We start from the raw sequence: 18599 nt of genomic DNA, 5'->3' as shown, positions 1-18599 counted from the left end.
AACCCCCAAACCCCGCCGTTTTCACCCCCGAGAGCGGCAGCGTTTGAGCGCTAATCATACCAGCAGGAATACGCCATGCGATTCACGATTATTTCTACGAAACCCGGTCATCAGCCGCCGCAAAGCAGCTGTGATTTTTATGCCCCGGGCGGCACCATTGGGCGCGGTACGGATAACAATCTGGTGCTGCCGGACAATGACCGCACCATCTCGCGTTTGCAGGCCATCGTTCACGTCGACGCCAGTGGCGAATGCCGCGTCACGAACCGCGGCAGCGTTACCCGCGTGGTACTGAATGATATCCCGCTGGAGCGTGGGCGTCAGGTTGAGCTTCAGGACGGGGATATTCTCGGTATTGATGATTATCGCATTGAAGTCAGCGAACTCATTCACGACACCCAGCCCGTAAGCCGCATGGCGGCCAGCATGCAGCAGGCGCGCCCAGCGGCGACACCTGCTCCGGCGCCACAACCGAAACCGGCCAGCGCCGCGCCTCGCGGAAAAGCTGAACCTACGGCCGTGCCGTCGGAAATCTGGGACAGCCTGATGCAGGAGTTCTCCATCTCCGACAGCATCTCCAGCAATCGGGCAAAGCCACAGCCCGCGGCCTCCCACGACCCGTTCTCCCAGCCTGCGGCCCCGGAGCGGAATGCCGAAGACCCGCTGGCGATGTTCAACGATGCCGATCCGTCGCTTGAACGTAAAAACGTGGACCCGGACACGCTGTTCAGCGATGAAGCGTTGTTTAAAAAAGAGAGCATCTTTGACGATGTCACCCCTTCAACGCTGGTACAGCCGGACGAAAGCAAACCTGCCCAGCCAAAGGAAGAGGCGTCGGACGAACTCGATCCGTTAGCCCTGTTTGGCGGGTCGGCGAGCGCACCTGCCGCGCGTCACGATGACCCCCTCGGCCTGATGGGCGGCGCGCCGTTAACCCATCCGGATGAAATCGTGGCAGATAAGCCGGAGCCAAAGCCTGAAGCGCAAGCCGCACAGGAAGAGGATGCGCTTGCCAGCTCACCGCTGTTCGATCCGGAACCGACTGAACCACAGGACGCGCCGCGCGCGGAAGAGGAGCCCGCGCGTCCCGATTACGCTGGCTTCACCATGCCAACGCCGCAGGCCGTGACGCGCAGCAACGCGCAGGCGCCGAAAGGCCGCCTGCGTATCGACCCGGTTAAAAACGCTGCATCGCCTGCTGCCTCCACGCAGACCGGCGAGCGGGGCGAGGTGCTTCAGGGCGAACTGCTGGAGGCGCTGCTGGAGGGCATGGGCCTGAGCGAAATGCAGCCGGTGCCGCAGTTTGACCGGGAAAATATGCGTCAGCTGGGGCAGATCCTGGGCATGTTCTCGCAGGGGACCGTGGCGCTGCTCTCCTCGCGCTCCATCCTCAAGCGTGGGGTGAAGGCTGATATGACCATGGTGCTCGACGATGCCAACAACCCGTTCAAGCTGCTGCCAACCGGTAAAACGGTCCTGATCCAGATGTTCGGCACGCCGATGCCGGGCTTTATGCCGCCGACCAAATCGGTGCGTGATGCGCTGATCGATCTGCAGGCGCACCAGCTGGGGATGATCTCCGGTATCCGCGCCATTATCGCCGCCATGCTGCAATCCTTTAACCCGGAACAGCTGGAAGAGCAGGCGAAACAGAACGGAATGACGTCACGCCTGGCGCTGCCGGGCAGCCGTAAAGCCGCGCTGTGGGATTATTTTGTTCGCAGCTATGGCGAGACGGCGGGCGAGATTGAGGACGACTTCCACACCCTGTTTGGCGAAGCCTTCCTCCATGCCTATGACATGGAGGTCAATCAGTACAAAGACTCACAAAGCGGATCCGAAGAAAAATGAATATCGCAACGGCTTCTCTCTCCCGCCAGGGGACGCGCGCCAGCAACCAGGATCAGACGGGAGAAACCATCGGGGAACGTTCAGCCTGCTTTGTCGTCTGTGACGGCATTGCGGGCCTGCCGGGCGGCGAGGTGGCCGCTGAGCTGGCCCGCAACAGCATTATTTCCCGCTTTGACGGCGACAAGCACCTGAATGCGCAGCATATTCGTGACTACGTCCAAACGGCGAACCGCACCATCCTCAGCGAACAACAGGCCGTGCAGGACTATCGCCGGATGGGCACCACGCTGGTCAGCCTGTTTATCGACAGGGATTACCGTCTGGCTTACTGGGCGCACGCCGGAGACAGCCGCCTGTACCTGTTTCGCCGCGGCTGGCTGTGGCACGTCACCACCGACCACAGCCTGGTGCAGCAGATGAAAGATGCCGGGCATCAGACCGACGATCTCAACAGCAACCTCCTGTATCTGGCGCTGGGTATTGAGAATGGCGGACCGGAAGCGAGCTACAGCGATGTCGTGCAGGTTGAAGACGGTGATGCGTTTTTACTCTGCACCGACGGTTTCTGGCACGGCGTCAGCGAAGAGCAGATGAAACAGTCGCTGCACATGGTCAATACGCCACAGGAGTGGCTGACCTTGATGAACCAAATCATTCAAAAGAATGCTGAACAGGAGGGCAATGCTCAGGATAACTATACCGCCGTGGCGGTGTGGATGGGCAACCCTCAGGACACCACTTTGCTGCATACGCTCTCTGACGCAGCACAATTTCTTCCCTGCGGAACTGATTAGACACACAAGGATTGATATGAAACTTTGGCTATCGGGTTTGGCTCTTCTGACGGTGGCGACCACCGCACAGGCTGAAAACTTCCGCATCGTGCAGTCTCCTGCGCAGAAGCTGGATATCTGGATCGACAACATTAAAGACAATACGCCGCAAAGCTGGTGTAAGGCGGACGTGGCGCTGCGTATCGTGGCGAACGGCAAGAAAGAGGTTTCGGTGCTGGAAAACTTCGTGCCGCGCCTTGGCTCGCTGCTGGAGCACCAGTGTAGCAAACTGAATACCCTGAACTGGACGCTTAACGATCCGGAAGGCACGACGCTTGCCCGGGGCACAGCGGCTAAAGCGCAGGACTGGGCGCTGGTGGTGAAACAGCAGGAAACGGCGGCGGCAACGACCACCACCACCACCTCAGGCGCGCTGCTACCGCCTGACCAGAATCCGGAGACGCACACCGTGGCGGCAGATCGTACGCCATGGCAGGAGTTCACCCTTCAGGACGGTTGCCACCTGCGCACCTTCTGGGAGGGCGGTTCCTCCGCGCCAGCGCTGTTTATTCCCGATTCCGACACCACTCGCTGCGGTAACGGCAGCTGGCTCAGCGGCCACACCGTGGTGACGCAGAATCGTAACGGGACGCAGAAAGCGATTCCGGTCACCTACATTCACGGCTTCCCGGTGATGGGACTGAACAACGCGGTCGATCCTGAAAAGGCGCTGATCACCTCCGTTAACAAAGAGCGCATGGTCTTCAGCACCCCGAACAGCGACCAGAGCTGGATGATCCTACCGTACGACAGCACCCTGAACGGCTGGAAGAGCAACGGCACGGTGGCGGTGGAAATCACCCGTGAGATCGCCAGCGACGACGCCAGACTCCAGGCGCGTATCGCAGAGGTGAAGAAGATCTGGAGCGCATGGATTACACCGGGCGCGGAGCTGAACGTTGTTCTGATTGACACGCTGCGTCCGCAGCTACGCGATCCGGCTGTGGGCGCCTGGCGCGCGGCGAATTAAGGAGGGGCTATGAATACGCTTTATCAACGTCTGGCGGGTGAGTCGATTAGCGACGCGCTGCTTCGCCTGGAAGCCGAAATCAAAGCTCGTCCGGCGGATGCCGATCTGCGCGCTGCGTTTGTGCAGTTTCTGATCCTCAGCGGCAACTGGGCGCGCGCCCTGACCCAGCTGAAAAGCTGGCTGGCGCTGAAGCCGCAGGCAAAACCAACCGTGACGCTGCTGGAGCAGGCCATTCAGGGTGAACAGCAGCGGGCGCGCGTGTTCGCGGGAGAGGTACGACCGGCAATGCCCGAGGCGCAGTGGCCGTGGCTGACCACGTTAGCCCAGGCGCTGACCGAAAGCGCAGGGCATGCGCAAACGCTGCGCCTGGCGGCACTCGAACAGGCCCCGGCAAGCCGCGGGCAGGTCACGCTGGAGAATGAAGAGAGCCACACCTTTGAATGGCTGATGGACGGCGATGCCCGTCTGGGGCCGGTGTGTGAAACCCTGGTCAATGGCCGTTATTTCTGGGTGCCGTTCTGCGCCATCGACACGATCCGTTTTCAGGCTCCGGCCAGCGTGACCGATCTGGTGTGGCGTCATGCGCTGGTCCGCCTCACGGACGGCACCGAGCAGGTGTGTCAGATCCCGGCGCGCTATCCGTTTGCTGACGGAGCGCCAGACAGCGTTAAGCTGGGGCGCACCACCGAGTGGCTTCCACTCGACGATGACGGCACCCTGTATGAAGGCATGGGGCAGAAAGCCTGGCTGAGTGAGCTAAGCGAAAGCCCGCTGCTCACCCTGAGCCTGGTGACGTTCGCCGCGGATGGCGCGGATGAGTAATCCCGCTGGCGAAGGCGATCTGCTGCGCAGCGGCTGGCAGGCCCGCAGTAGGCAGGAGAAAGTGGGGGCGCGCGACAAAATGCAGCCGTCACTGCTGGATCGCCTGACGGATAACGATCCGGAAAAAAAACGCGAGTCCGCCAACAGTAATCTGATTACCCACGCCGCGCTGCGTCGTAACGTCCTGCGGGATTTACAGTGGTTGTTTAACACCATTAACCACGATGCCTCCAGCGATCTGAGTGGTCTGACGCAGGTGAGCCGTTCTGTCGTTAACTTTGGCGTGGCGCCGCTGGCGGGGAAAAGAATGTCCGATATCGAATGGCACGACATTCAGCGCAAGCTCACCGAAGCGATTATTAACTTTGAACCGCGGATCCTGCCGCAGGGGCTTCAGGTTCGCTGCGTGTCCGATACCTCCTCATTAGATCTGCACAACGTGCTGTCTATCGAAATCAAAGGCCGCCTGTGGTGCGTACCGTATCCGCTGGAGTTTCTCTTTCGCACCGACGTCGATCTTGAGAACGGCCATTTTGAACTGAAGGATGCGGGGTAATTATGGAAAGCAAACTGCTCGAATATTACAACCGTGAACTGGCCTATCTGCGCGAGATGGGCGCGGAGTTCGCCGAACGCTACCCAAAAGTGGCGGGGCGGCTCGGCATGCGCGGCATCGAAGTGGCGGATCCGTACATTGAGCGCCTGATGGAAGGTTTCGCCTTCCTGACCTCCCGCGTGCAGATGAAAATGGACGCCGAATTTCCACGCTTTTCACAGCGTATGCTGGAGATGATTGCGCCAAATTATCTGGCGCCTACGCCGTCGATGGCGATCGCTGAAATTCAGCCCGACAGCAGCCGGGGCGACCTGAGCAAAGGCTTTATTGTGCCGCGCGGCACCATGATGGACAGCCTGGCGCTGAAAAAAACCGGCGTTACGTGCAGCTATACCACGGCGCACGAGGTCAACCTGCTGCCGTTAAAAATTGAGCGGATCGAGCTGGGCGGCGTTCCCGCCGATCTGCCGCTGGCCCAGCTCGGCCTGAGCCAGCGGGGGATCAGCAGCGCCTTACGGATCCGCATTGCCTGCGATGGCCCGCAGCATCTCGGGCATCTGGATTTTGACCGCCTGGAGTTCTTCTTAAGCGGCCCGGACATCGAGGCGCTGAAGCTGCTGGAGCTGGTGATGGAGCACCACGCGGGTATTGTCTGCCAGACGGTCAGCAAGCAGCCCCAGCGCCAGCTGCTGTCGTCTGACGCCCTGCGTCAGGAAGGCTTTGATGCGGATCAGGCGCTGCTCCCGGACGATCTGCGTAACTTCGACGGCTATCGCCTGTTGCAGGAGTACTTTGCGTTCCCGGCGCGTTTTCGCTTCATCAGCCTGAGCGGGCTGGGCAAGCTGATCCAGCGCTGCGAAGACGAAAAAGCGTTTGATATCTTTATTCTGCTCGACAAGAGCGACGATCAGCTGGAGCGCGTGGTGGATGCCAGCCACATGGCGCTGCACTGTACGCCGGTGATCAACCTGTTCCCGAAAGTGGCGGCCCGGCAGAAGCTGAGCGAAAGCCAGCATGAATACCATCTGGTGGTGGATAACATCCGCCCGCTGGATTATGAAATTTATGCTGTGAAAAAAATCTATGCCAGCGCGGATGGTCAGCGGGACGACCAGACGTTTCGTCCGTTCTGGAGTACCTGGAGCCGAGACGCGGGCAACTACGGCGCCTATTTTTCCCTGCGCCGTGAACAGCGCGTCCTCTCTGAACACGCGCTGCGCTACGGCACCCGTACGGGCTATATCGGCTCGGAGGTCTTCGTCTCGCTGGTGGATGCGCAGCACGCGCCGTGGCAGGAGAATTTGCGCTACATTTCCGCCGAGGTGCTGTGTACCAGCCGCGACCTGCCGCTGATGCTCCAGCAGGAGCTTGGGCAGTTTATTATGGCCGACTCCATGCCGGTGAAGGCGTTAACCCTGCGTAAAGGCCCGACGCCGCCGCGTCCGGCGCTGGCGGAAGGGTTCAGTACCTGGCGGCTCATCAGCCAGCTGCAAATGAACTACCTCAGCCTGATGGACAGCGAAAACGAAGAGGGCGCTGCCGCGCTGCGTCAGCTGTTAGGGCTGTACGCTAACCTCGCCGAGACGCCGGTTGCCCGTCAGGTGGATGGCGTTCGTCACTGCGTGCTGGAGTCGGTGCACCGCCGCGTGCCGGAACCCGGCCCGGTGGTGTTCGCCCGCGGGATCGGCATCACCCTGACGGTGGACGAACGCGCCTTTTCCGGTGCCAGCCCGTGGCTTTTCGGCAGCGTGCTGGAACGCCTTTTTGCCCGCCTGGTCTCCATCAACAGCTTTACGGAGTTCACGCTCAAGAGCCAGCAGCGCGGCGAAATCGGCTACTGGGCGCCGCGCATGGGTAAAAGGGCGCTGGTATGAGTGAAGTTGCCCCTGCAACGCTGCGCGTGCATCGCCTGACGCCGCTGCCCGATGCGTTCTGGCGCGGAGTGTGCGAGACGCCGTGGCGCTACGATCTGTTTCAGCTGTTAAGACGTATTGATGCCCAGGGCGGTGAACGTTACCCGCTGGGGCGCGCGCCGCTGCCTAAATTTGAGCCGCTGCGTATTGGTCAGCAGCCTTCAATGGGGTTTGCGCCGTCAACGGTTGCCGAGGTCCGGCAGCGGGAAGAGAACGGACTGCATGAGGTTTCCATTCTGAGCTTCGGCCTGTTTGGTCCTAACGGCCCACTGCCGGTGCACATGACCGAGTATGCCCGCGAGCGTATTCATCATCATCAGGATCACAGCCTCAGCGCGTTTGCCGACCTCTTTCACCACCGCCTGACGCTGCTGTTTTACCGCGCCTGGGCGGACGCGCAGCCTGCCGTTTCACTGGATCGCGACGACAACAGGCGCTTCGAAGGGTATCTTGCATCGCTGATTGGCATGGGTCAGCCCGGCCAGATGTCGAAAGGCAGCCTGAGCCCGCATGCCCGCTTTACTCACGCCGGGCACCTGACCCGCCACGGGCGGGACCCGGAAGGGCTGGAGAAGATCCTGCGCAACTATTTCAACATTCCGGTCAGGTTGGTGGCCAATGTACCGCAGTGGATGCCGCTCTCAACGCGGGAGCAGGCACAGCTGGGTGAGGGGCGTCGCCTGCCGCGCATGGGGGAGTCCGCTTTTCTCGGCATTGCGGTACGTGACGTGCAGCATAAATTTCGTCTTGAGATTGGCCCGTTGAGCGCAGACGAATACAACCGTTTTCTGCCGGGCGAAGGGTGGGTCACCGAGCTACGCGACTGGGTGCGACAGTACGCCGGGGTGGAATTTGAATGGGAAACACGGGTGATCCTGCGCGCCGATGCGGTGCAGGGCGCCACGCTCGGCAGCGCCGGGCGATTAGGGTACAACACCTGGCTGGGCCTTCAGCCTCAGCCTGTTCCGCGTGGCGATCTGGTGTATCGCGCAGAGCGATAATCCTTCCGTATACCGAATCATTGTTAATGGAAACTAACATGTCAGAAATTAGCCGTGCCGTGCTTTTCGGCAAACTGGATACGCTGTTATTTACCTCTCTGGAAAGCGCGACTGCCTTCTGTAAGCTGCGCGGCAACCCGTACGTTGAGCTGGTGCACTGGCTGCATCAGCTGATGCAGCAGCAGGATGGCGATCTGCAACAGGTCATCCGTCACTTCGCCCTTGATGAACAGCAGCTGACGCGCGATATCGTGGCGGTTCTGGATGCCCTGCCGCGTGGCGCGAGTTCCGTCTCTGATCTTTCCGAGCATATCGACAGCGCCGTCGAGCGCGCCTGGGTCTACGGCTCGCTGAAGTTTGGCGTCAGCCGCATCCGCGGCGGCCATTTGTTGATCGGCATACTGAAAACGTGGAATCTGGCTAACGTGCTGAAAAGTATTTCGGCGCAGTTCACCCGTCTTAACGTCGAGGTGCTGATCGAGCAGTTCGACGCTATTTGCGCCAGCAGCAAAGAGAGCCAGCAGGCCGCCGCCGCTGCGGACGCAGCTGCCGGGGCAGTACCGGCTGCGCAGGGCACGCTGGCGCAGTATGGTCAGGATCTGACGGCGCGCGCCCGGGATGGGAAAATTGACCCGGTGGTGGGGCGCGATGAAGAGATCCGCCAGATGGTCGATATTCTGATGCGTCGTCGCCAGAACAACCCCCTGCTGACCGGGGAAGCTGGCGTCGGGAAAACGGCGGTGGTGGAAGGGCTGGCGCTGCGTATCGCTGACGGCGACGTGCCTGAGCCGCTGCAAAACGTTCAGCTGTGGCTGCTGGATATCGGCATGCTTCAGGCCGGAGCGGGCATGAAAGGGGAATTTGAGGCGCGCCTCCAGGCGCTGATTAACGAGGTGCAGTCCAGCGCCACGCCGATTATTCTGTTTATCGATGAGATCCACACCCTGATTGGCGCTGGCGGCCAGCAGGGTACCGGCGATGCCGCTAACCTGCTCAAGCCTGCCCTGGCGCGTGGGCAACTGCGCACCATCGGCGCGACCACCTGGGCGGAATACAAAAAATACATTGAGAAAGATCCGGCGCTGACCCGCCGTTTCCAGACCGTACAGGTTCACGAGCCGGATGAAGCGAAAGCTGTATTGATGCTGCGCAGCACCGTGTCGCCGCTGGAAAATCATCATCAGGTTTTACTCCTCGACGAAGCGGTCAACGCGGCGGTGAAACTGTCGCATCGCTATATTCCTGCGCGTCAGCTGCCGGATAAAGCGGTGGCGCTGCTGGATACCGCCTGCGCGCGCGTGGCCGTCAGCCAGAGCGCGCCGCCTGCCCAGCTGGAAGACTGCCTGCGTCATCTGGCGGCCCTGGACGTGGAGCTGGAGATTGCCGAACGTGAAGCGCGCGTGGGGGCGGGCGATCCGGCGCGCGTGGCGACATTAAGCGCCGAACGTGACGCGTTCGAAACCCAACGCGAGGCCCTGGCTCGTCGCTGGGAAGAAGAGCGCACGCGGGTGCAGGAAATTATCCGTCTGCGTGCCGCACTGTTTGCGGCGAGTGATGAGGATACGGCTGAACTGCGCGGCCAGCTGACAGAACAGCAGCAGGCGCTGAAGACCTTACAGGGTGACGAACCGCTGCTGTTTGCGGCGGTCGATGAAAACGTGGTGGCTGCGGTGGTCTCAGACTGGACCGGGATCCCGCTGGGCCGGATGGTGAAAAATGAGATCGACGCGGTGCTGAACCTGGCTGATACGCTGAACCAGCGGGTTATTGGTCAGCGTCACGGTCTGGATCTGATTGCCCGTCGGGTAAAAACCTCGCGGGCGAAGCTTGACGATCCGAACAAACCGGTCGGCGTATTTATGCTCTGCGGGCCGTCCGGCGTGGGCAAAACCGAAACCGCGCTGGCGCTGGCGGAGTCGCTTTACGGCGGCGAGCAGAACGTCATTACCATCAACATGAGTGAATTCCAGGAAGCGCACACCGTTTCGACGTTAAAAGGTGCGCCTCCGGGCTATGTGGGCTATGGTGAAGGCGGCGTCTTAACCGAGGCCGTGCGCCGCCGTCCCTACAGCGTGGTGCTGCTGGACGAAATTGAAAAAGCGCACCCGGACGTGCACGAGATCTTCTTCCAGGTCTTCGACAAGGGCTGGATGGAGGACGGCGAAGGGCGTCACATTGATTTCCGTAACACCATTATTATTCTGACCTCTAATGTCGGTACCGAGCTGATCGCAGCCATGTGTGCCGACCCGGAACTGATGCCGGATCCTGTCGCGTTAAGCGGCGCCCTGCGCCAGCCGCTGCTGGAGGTGTTCCCACCTGCGCTGCTGGGCCGCCTGCTGGTGGTGCCGTATTACCCTCTGAGCGACGAGATGCTGGGGCAGATTGTGCGTCTTCAGCTCAGGCGCATTCAGCGTCGTCTGGAAGAGAATCACAATATTATTTCTGAATTTGACGACAGCGTGGTCGAACAGATTGTTCAGCGCTGTACCGAGGTTGAGTCGGGCGGGCGTATGGTGGATGCGATTCTGACCAATACGTTGCTGCCTCAGATGAGCCAGATTTTACTTACCGCCAGCCGCAGCGACGAGCAGTACCGACGTCTGCATGTCACCTGCGAGCAGGGCGAGTTCCACTGTCAGTTTGCCGCGTAATAATCATCAAGAGAACTGTAAAAGATGACGGATAATGATAACAATCGGACTGTCCCAAACGCGCTCCCGGTCGGGTACCGTTTCAATGAGTTTGAGATAAAAGAGGTGATTGGCGGCGGCGGATTCGGCATCGTCTATCGCGCCTGGGATCACCAGCTCGAACGCACTATCGCTATCAAAGAGTTTATGCCTTCCTCCCTCGCCGTGCGCGGCGAGGATATGACGCTGGTGCTGCGCAGCGAGCGCTTCGGCAAAGCGTTTTCTGCCGGTCTGAACAGCTTCATCCAGGAAGCCCGCCTGCTGGCGCGCTTTAACCACCCGAACCTGCTGCACGTGCTGCGCTTCTGGGTGCAAAACGACACGGCCTATATGGGGACGCTGTTTTACAGCGGCACCACGCTATCGCGTCTGCGCGAAGAGAAACCGGAGCTGATTAACGAGGCGTGGATCCGCCGCATGCTGCCAATGCTCTTCGGCGCCATCAAAACGATCCACGATGAGGGCTACCTGCACCGCGACATCTCGCTGGATAACATTCAGATTCAGGATAACGGCCTGCCGGTGCTGCTTGATTTCGGATCGGCGCGCCGCACCATCGGTAATCTCTCGGATGAGACGGAAACCATGCTGCGTCCGGGGTTCGCGCCTATCGAGCAGTATACCGACGACAATGAAAGCGAGCAGGGGCCGTGGACGGATATCTACGCGCTCGGCGCCGTATTGCGCACCCTTATCGTCGGCTCTCCGCCGCCGGTCAGCGTGGTGCGTTCGATTCAGGACACTTGCAAACCGCTGGTGGAGCTGATGCCGCAGGGGTATTCCATTCCGCTGCTTCAGGCCATCGACAAGGCGCTGGCGCTGCATATGGAAGACCGTCCGCAATCCATCGAGGAGTTTGCGGCGCTGATCGAGATGCCCGTCGCCGGTATCGACGAGGTGCTGACCGCGAAGAAGACCGGCACGATGCTGGTGCCGGTGGAAGAGGAGACATCTGCTTCCGCGCTGGACTGGCGACGTTACAAGCTTCCGGGGCTGGTGGCCGCGGGCGTGCTGGTTGGGGTGGTTGCCGGTGCGATGCTGTTCGGCGGCGGCAGCCAGGAAACGCCAGCGCAGACGGCGCAAACCCCTGCCGTGAGCCCTCCGGCTGAAACCTCCGCCGCAGCGGAAACCAGACCGGCAACGGCCGACGTGAGCGAGCCGGTAGCGCCACCTGCTACGGCGCAGCAGAGTGCGTCGCCTGTCGACGCCAGCCCGGTCGCGCTGGTCTATATCCGCATGCTTGATGGCGAGACGCTGAAGGTGAATGGCGAGCCGAAAGCGCTGCGTCCGGGGAATAACGGTTACGCATCGCTGAAACTGCCTGCAGGCGAGACCCGCATTGAACTGGAAGGCAATGGAAGAACGCGTACCCAGACGCTGGATATTGCGAAGCCAGGCACCTGGCTGGTGAATCCGTAAGCCTGCGGGTAACAGGACGGAGCGAATGTATAACATCAAGTTTGTCTATCTGTTCCACGAGAACGTCTCGCCAGCGCTGTTTGCGAAAATAATCCGCCCGTCCGTTGCCGGACAGTGGATTATGTCGGTTCCCGACCATTCGCTGCGCTCGCTCTTCACGCGCTACGATCTGCTGCGCACGATCACCGGTGCGAATCCTTATCAGTCCGGGCGCGATACCCGCACGCTGATCGCGCAGGATTTAGAGATGGGCAGAGTGGTTGCCATTGACGAAAGTTTTCGTGACTGGTCATCAGTAACGGAAATTTTTTATATCAACGCCAAAGGGCAACTCCAGGCTGCCTCGCTGGTCGGCCTGGGCTGGTATCCGGTGAGTACGATTGTTGACCGCTACGAAACCATGGTGAGAACGTACGGATCTCGCCCTGCGCCAACGGTACTGCCAAAACAGGTAGTGAAATCTAAAACGGCACAGGTGCCGGATGAACCTACTCCCGGCAAGGACGGTAAAACCTATGCCGGGCAGCTTCAGAATATGACCAAAGCAGAACGCTGGCAGGCGCGTAAGGATCTGATTGCGAAGGGGAGCAATAGCCTTTATCCGGATGCCCAGATCGCCGCGAAACGTCTGGCAGCGAATAATATCGCGGTGGAAAAAGCGAAGCTTGCGGAAAATATTTATAAGACCATGAACCCGCTCGAAACCACACCGGGCGTGCCGGAGGGATGGACAGATATCAGTAATGACGATGCGCTGTTAGGAAAGTTCGGGCTGAACAAATCCATGCTCTTTGACGATGATACGTCCCCCAATTTTCTGGCGCGCGTCTATCAACCGAAGCCGGAAGTGTTTGGTGCAGATATGAACCCCACGCTGGTATTCAGGGGATCGCGCGAGCCTGGTTTCGCCTCTCTGTCTGAGAATGTCTCCTCTCTACTGACCAAAGGGGAACTGGCGCCGGTGGTAAACGGGGCTGACTGGTCGAATAACTTCTCACAGGGCATGGGTATGGCTTCAGATTATTATAAAAAGGCCGTGAGTATCGGTAAGGAGCTGGCAAGGTCAGGGCAGAATATTGATATTGCCGGTCATTCCCTTGGCGGTGGTCTCGCCTCTGCAACCTCTATGGGCAGCGGGAAAGCGGGGTGGACGTTTAACGCCGCCGGCCTCAATGCCGGAACCGTAGAAAAATACGGCGGTAAGATATTAGGCAGTACGGATAATATCCAGGCGTATCGGGTTGAAGGTGAACTGCTGACGAAGATTCAGGAAGTTAACCCCTGGGAAGATCTGAAAACGATGAAAGGGCATGTCCCTTCGTGGATCCTCAAAGAGGAAATCTCTGCGCTGAGCCCTAATGCTGCCGGAATATCCCATGATCTTCCCGGTGGAACCGGAAGCGCGCTGGACCGCCACGGAATTAATCAAGCGATTGATTGCATAGAGCAACAGAAGGATGAGGATATTTCGATAATCGGGAGTCGATTGTGAAAAAAGGGTTGATGGCTTTTGTCGCGTTATGTTTTTTATTCATGATTCAGGGGTGTAAGCAGGATATGGACCTTAATCCACAGGACTACTTCAGCGGCCAGCAGCTTGAACTGGCGAAAGCGATTGAGGAAGGCGACGTCGATGCGGTGAAGACGCTTGCGCCAGACAGCGACCTTAATCAACCAGGAAAGCAGGATATGACCCTGCTTTTCTGGGCCCTTGGCAACGCAATTAATGATAAAAAAACGTCGAGCCATTTAAAGGTGATTACGTTGCTAGTTAAGGATGGCGCAGATCCGCTCCAGCCTCGACCGCAGGGAAAAAGCAGTCCTGCTGAATTTGCCCTAAAGGGAGACAGTGCGGACTGGATCGACGCGATGTTGGACGGTGGCCTCTCACCCAACGTGAAAGATAAGGTTTTCCACGAACCGATCGTCTTCCAGTCGCTTAAAGCGAAAAATACAGAGACGCTGGAAGCCATGCTCGATCGCGGTGCTGACGTCAACTCAACCAACTCACTGGGTAAAACGCTGGTGTTTGATGCGCTGGATAACCAGTCATACGATCATGTCTTGTTGCTGCTCGATCGGGGAGCGGATCCGTCAATTAAGGCCAAAAATGGCTGGTCGATGAGCAATGCGCTCGCGGACGCGCTGAATGGACTTGACCGAGGCAGTGAGCAATACGAGAAATTAAACGAAATAAAAGAGAAGCTCATCCAGAAGGGGGGCGAATGGCCACCTCAGCCCGTTAAGTAATTGCTTAACGGCCATGAACGCCAGAGATAAGGTTTTCGTTTTCTGGGGATGCATGGATGCCCTGGCCGTTGTCTTCTATTGTGCCCAGTCCGTGCGACATGACAGGATCCCTTTTATTTCCGATATACACGCCTTCAGTACGGTTGTGAACACGCTGTCTGCTGGTGGGTATAGCGCTCTGGTTATTCTTTACTTTATTCTCGATTTCTTGTTGTTGGTCTCTTTTATTGCCTCAGCATGGTGCTTCTTCGCCCAGAATTTATACGCGAGAAGACTGGCGCTCTACCAGGAAATACTGCGTCTGGTTGGATTTCGCTACTCAGTTTCCCTTTTTCCCCTGGTGTTAAGTTTCACGGGCGTGATGAATGTCTGGCTAAATGGCTTTTTGTTCTTTTTGTCAGAGTTTCTGAAAATCTATTCCCTGTGGATTTATAAATATGAAGGGGAAAGGCCCCCGGTTAAAGAGTAAGACGGCCAACAACCAGAACATTCACGTTTAAAAAAACCTTGCGTTAAAAATACTCTCAGCATAAACCATTACGGAATAAAGATTATGCTCAACCGAATTACCGTTCAGCTCCCGGTTGAGGGGCTGCTTTTCTGGAAACTCTCCGGCCGCGAGGCGATGTCCGAGTCGTTCGCGCTGACGCTGACCCTGCTCGGCACGGATGCGCGCCTTGACCGCAGCAGGCTGCTGGGTCAGCCGGTCACAGTGACCATCCCCACGCAGAACCTGCTTACCCCCCGCTATATCAACGGCAAGGTGACGCGCGTGGCGGTGAGCGCCGTGGAGCTGACGGGTACCCGCTATGCGGTCTACCAGCTGACGGTGGAGCCGGACCTGTGGCCGATGAAGCGCGACCGTAACCTGCGGATTTTCCAGGGCCAGACGGTACCACAGATTGTCAAAACCCTGCTGGGTGAGCATCAGGTTAACCTTGAAGACAAACTCACCGGCAGCTACCGGGTGTGGGACTATTGCGTGCAGTATCAGGAGTCGAGCCTGGACTTCATCAGCCGCCTGATGGAGCTGGAGGGGATTGCGTATCACTTCAGCCACGAGGCGGACAAGCACACCCTGGTACTGACGGACGCCGCGACGCAGCATCAGCCGTTCAGCGGCTATGAGGTCATTCCTTACCATCAGACGCCGTCCGGCGGCAGTACGGATGAAGAGGGCATCAGCCAGTGGGCGCTGGAGGACAGCGTGACGCCGGGGATTTACAGCCTCGACGACTACGACTTCCGCAAGCCGAACGCGTGGCTGTTCCAGGCGCAGCAGAACCCGGCGTCACCGAAACCGGGAAGCATCGACGTGTACGACTGGCCGGGGCGCTTTGTGGAGACAGGCCATGCGGAGTTCTACGCCCGTATCCGTCAGGAGCGCTGGCAGGTGGAGCATCAGCAGATTCAGGCGACGGCCACGGCGGCGGGCATTGCGCCGGGCCACATCTTTACCCTGACCAACGCGCCATTCTTCAGCGATAACGGCGAGTATCTGGTGACGGCGGCGGGGTATCACTTCGAGGAGAACCGCTACGCCAGCGGCGAAGGTGAAACCATTCACCGCACCGATTTCACCGTTATCCCGGCGTCGGTGTCGTACCGTCCGGCGCAGAGCACGGCGTGGCCGCGGACCTACGGCCCGCAGACGGCGAAAGTCGTGGGGCCGCAGGGGGAGAGTATCTGGACGGACAAATATGGCCGTGTGAAGGTGAAGTTCCACTGGGACCGTCTGGCGAAGGGCGATGACACCAGCTCCTGCTGGGTGCGTGTCTCCAGCGCCTGGGCGGGCCAGGGCTACGGCGGGGTGCAGATCCCGCGCGTGGGCGATGAGGTGGTGGTGGACTTTATCAACGGCGACCCGGACCGTCCGATTATCACCGGCCGCGTGTATAACGAAGCCAGCATGCCGCCGTGGGCGCTGCCGGCTGCGGCAACGCAGATGGGCTTTATGAGCCGTACGAAAGACGGTTCAGTGGACAACGCCAACGCCCTGCGCTTTGAGGACAAGGCGGGAGCAGAGCAGGTGTGGATCCAGGCCGAGCGCAACATGGACACCAGCGTCAAGAATGATGAAACGCACAGCGTTGGCGGCGCGCGCAGCCATTACGTGAAGAAAAATGAGCTGCATCGTGTTGAAGCGAACCAGATCCAGGCCGTGAAAGGCGGAACCGAGATCCTGACGGGAAAAGGCAAGCTGGATGCAGCGGTAGAGCAGTATGTCATTGCTTCCGGGACGAAGCTGCGGCTGGTCTCGGGTGAGAGTGCTATTGAGCTTAACGCTAACGGCAAGATTAACCTGATTGGCAAAGAGTTTAACTTTTTCGTTGAGGGAGATGGGTATATCACCACGGGTGGTAAGCTGCATCTGAATACCTCGGGAACCAAGCCGGGCACAACGGCACCGGGATCGGGGCATAAAGGGGATATTGATGCGGCGGTGCAGGAGAAGTTTTCTCCAAATAAAAGTGCTAAGAATCCGGCTCCCGCAGTTTCAGCGCCAGCAGCATCCAGACCAAAACCAACAACAAAATTTGCAGCAGCTCCACCATTAAAAGGGAGTTACGTTTATCAAAATAATTCCTACAACTCTGATGTGATGCCCTTCAGTGAAGATGTAGTTAAGGAAATCAATAAGTCACCAACGCTTCAGACACAATTAAAAGATCTAAAAGATAAAGGGTGGGCTATCCAGCCGGGAGCCGCAGGAGGGGGGAGTTACGCTGATACTAATAACAAATTGATTGTCATGGACCCTGAACACATGGAGGATACAGCCACAACTGTGCAAACTCTGGCACATGAGGCAGGGCATGCAACTTATCCTGTTGCGGTAGATGCTTCGAGTAAGGAAAACTTCATCAACAGCCAGCTTATGGATGAAGGTGGAGCAACGCTGAATAACATTAAAATACAACGCGAGATCCTTGCAAACGGCGGTATTGATATTGATATAGCGGGAAGTGCCGAAAACCTAAAAGCATATAATTCTGCATATGATAAAATGGTGAGCGGTGAGTTATCTCGCATTGATGCAGCCAAAGCAATAGGAAAAGTGTATGGTAAAGGCGAAATAGCCTCAGGGACTAATTTAAATTATAATGATTACTATGGAGGATTCTATGGAAAGTAGGATGATTAAAGCTACATTCCTCATTGTTCTTCCACTATTTTCAGCATTTACCTATGCAGGGCATAATAAAATGAATCAAGATTCGTTGTGGCAAATGATCAAAGAAATGAAATCAGTGTGGGGTAAACAAGTTGAGGATGTCAGTAAACTGTTTAACCAACCGCTGATTAATAATTCACAGGAGAAGGAAGACCGTTATACTTCAGCTCCCTTTACGTTAACTGATGGCACACGGATCAGCGATGTGGATGTTCGTTTATGGGGAAATGGCGATAACAGCGTATCTTTGATTTCTTTCGTAATTAATCATCCATGTATTACTCTTGAACAAGTCAAATCTCATTTTCCAGATCTGAAATTGTCTAATATCCCTCGCGGAAACACGCCGGGACAATCAGTTGGATATCGCACTCCTACCGATGAACGCGGGCTGGCATGGGCATTTAGCTTTCCAGTTCTGAATCAGGAATGCCTGAGCAGGGTAGTTATGTCACGCTACGAACATTAAGTTGCGAGGCAACTTTACGGGCTGTGAAAGAAGATAATTATCAAACGGCCAATAATATCGCTGCCCCTAAAGTTTTTTCGGAAAAAAAGAAAGTGCTAACGTTGTAATGATCTTGTCCCTCTGAGTCGCTAAGCAGTAATTAATATTGGCTGTATAAACTTTAGCGCTTTTAATCTTATTTTTCTAATGACATCCCGAGTTCACTTATGAAATACACCCTCCAGGAAGGTTCGTTTTCCCTTTTTCCTGCCGCCTGGCAGGATAACAGCATGAACATCATTCGTGATGACGAGAGCGGATTATCCGTGGTGGTCAGCCGCGGCGTTATCCCGGATGGCAGCAATTACGAACAAGAGTTTCACCGCCAGTGGGATGTGCTGCGCCCTCAGATGGGTGAGATCGCCCAGAGCGAATTTCAGCACGTAAAAGCCGGGCCTGACGGAAAAATTAACGGGCTGGAAGTTGAGACCACCTTTGACCGTAACGGCCAGCGCCTGTGGCAAAAACAGCTTGCCGTGCAGACGCCGGACAAACCGGTACTGATGATTTTTACCCTCTCGGCCTTAAAAGCCTTTACGGAAGAGGACGAGGCGCGCTGGAGCGCACTGAAGCAAAGTCTGACGCTAAACGACAACCGGAATGTGTAA

Annotated in this window: 15 protein-coding genes; all 15 read left to right on the top strand. The window is 57.7% G+C overall.

The features are described from left to right. The first annotated feature begins 75 nt into the window (after nt 1–75). Entirely contained in the window at nt 76–1851 is a 1776-nt protein-coding gene (tagH, locus tag ACQG03_RS12600) for a type VI secretion system-associated FHA domain protein TagH (protein WP_063162954.1), read from the top strand. Next, nucleotides 1848–2645, top strand: a complete 798-nt coding sequence (locus tag ACQG03_RS12595; RefSeq protein WP_003859969.1) for a PP2C family protein-serine/threonine phosphatase — start codon at nt 1848–1850, stop codon at nt 2643–2645. Before tagH ends, ACQG03_RS12595 begins: the two co-directional genes overlap by 4 nt. Nucleotides 2646–2661: 16 nt before the next feature. Further along, nucleotides 2662–3654, top strand: a complete 993-nt coding sequence (locus ACQG03_RS12590) for a hypothetical protein (RefSeq protein WP_045621074.1) — start codon at nt 2662–2664, stop codon at nt 3652–3654. A 9-nt stretch (nt 3655–3663) separates the two neighbouring features. Then, the gene (locus ACQG03_RS12585) at nt 3664–4476 is read left to right on the top strand and encodes a type VI secretion system accessory protein TagJ (RefSeq protein ID WP_048966900.1); all 813 of its coding nucleotides are present in this window, start codon (nt 3664–3666) and stop codon (nt 4474–4476) included. Beyond that, nucleotides 4469–5032 (top strand): type VI secretion system baseplate subunit TssE, encoded by a 564-nt coding sequence (gene tssE / locus ACQG03_RS12580; RefSeq protein ID WP_015570336.1) that lies wholly within the window; start codon nt 4469–4471, stop codon nt 5030–5032. The genes ACQG03_RS12585 and tssE overlap by 8 nt, the downstream gene beginning before the upstream one ends. Before the next feature lie 2 nt (nt 5033–5034). After that, complete coding sequence (gene tssF, locus ACQG03_RS12575; protein ID WP_063162955.1) at nt 5035–6906, top strand: type VI secretion system baseplate subunit TssF; 1872 nt, start codon at nt 5035–5037, stop codon at nt 6904–6906. Continuing rightward, complete coding sequence (gene tssG / locus ACQG03_RS12570; RefSeq protein WP_063151978.1) at nt 6903–7946, top strand: type VI secretion system baseplate subunit TssG; 1044 nt, start codon at nt 6903–6905, stop codon at nt 7944–7946. Before tssF ends, tssG begins: the two co-directional genes overlap by 4 nt. A 38-nt stretch (nt 7947–7984) precedes the next feature. Continuing rightward, nucleotides 7985–10600, top strand: coding sequence for a type VI secretion system ATPase TssH (tssH, locus tag ACQG03_RS12565; protein ID WP_063162956.1), 2616 nt, complete (start codon nt 7985–7987; stop codon nt 10598–10600). A gap of 24 nt (nt 10601–10624) precedes the next feature. After that, complete coding sequence (locus tag ACQG03_RS12560) at nt 10625–12058, top strand: serine/threonine protein kinase (protein ID WP_023306450.1); 1434 nt, start codon at nt 10625–10627, stop codon at nt 12056–12058. Nucleotides 12059–12083: 25 nt separating this feature from the next. Next, the gene (locus ACQG03_RS12555; RefSeq protein WP_063162957.1) at nt 12084–13550 is read left to right on the top strand and encodes a hypothetical protein; all 1467 of its coding nucleotides are present in this window, start codon (nt 12084–12086) and stop codon (nt 13548–13550) included. Continuing rightward, a complete protein-coding gene (locus ACQG03_RS12550) occupies nt 13547–14308 on the top strand; it encodes an ankyrin repeat domain-containing protein (protein ID WP_074148339.1) in 762 nt (253 codons plus the stop codon). Before ACQG03_RS12555 ends, ACQG03_RS12550 begins: the two co-directional genes overlap by 4 nt. A gap of 13 nt (nt 14309–14321) precedes the next feature. Next, entirely contained in the window at nt 14322–14777 is a 456-nt protein-coding gene (locus ACQG03_RS12545) for a hypothetical protein (protein WP_063162958.1), read from the top strand. An 84-nt stretch (nt 14778–14861) separates the two neighbouring features. Then, nucleotides 14862–17444 (top strand): type VI secretion system Vgr family protein, encoded by a 2583-nt coding sequence (locus tag ACQG03_RS12540; protein ID WP_063162959.1) that lies wholly within the window; start codon nt 14862–14864, stop codon nt 17442–17444. A 1-nt stretch (nt 17445) separates the two neighbouring features. Further along, entirely contained in the window at nt 17446–17952 is a 507-nt protein-coding gene (locus ACQG03_RS12535) for a hypothetical protein (RefSeq protein ID WP_237765587.1), read from the top strand. A gap of 206 nt (nt 17953–18158) precedes the next feature. Then, on the top strand, nt 18159–18599 hold the full coding sequence (locus ACQG03_RS12530) for a DcrB-related protein (protein ID WP_045308288.1): 441 nt from the start codon (nt 18159–18161) through the stop codon (nt 18597–18599).

It is taken from the genome of Enterobacter cloacae complex sp. 342H5 (assembly GCF_050030905.1).
Lineage (GTDB): Bacteria > Pseudomonadota > Gammaproteobacteria > Enterobacterales > Enterobacteriaceae > Enterobacter > Enterobacter intestinihominis.
Note: the sequence above shows the minus strand (reverse complement) of the source record. Positions and strands in the feature narration are given on the sequence as shown.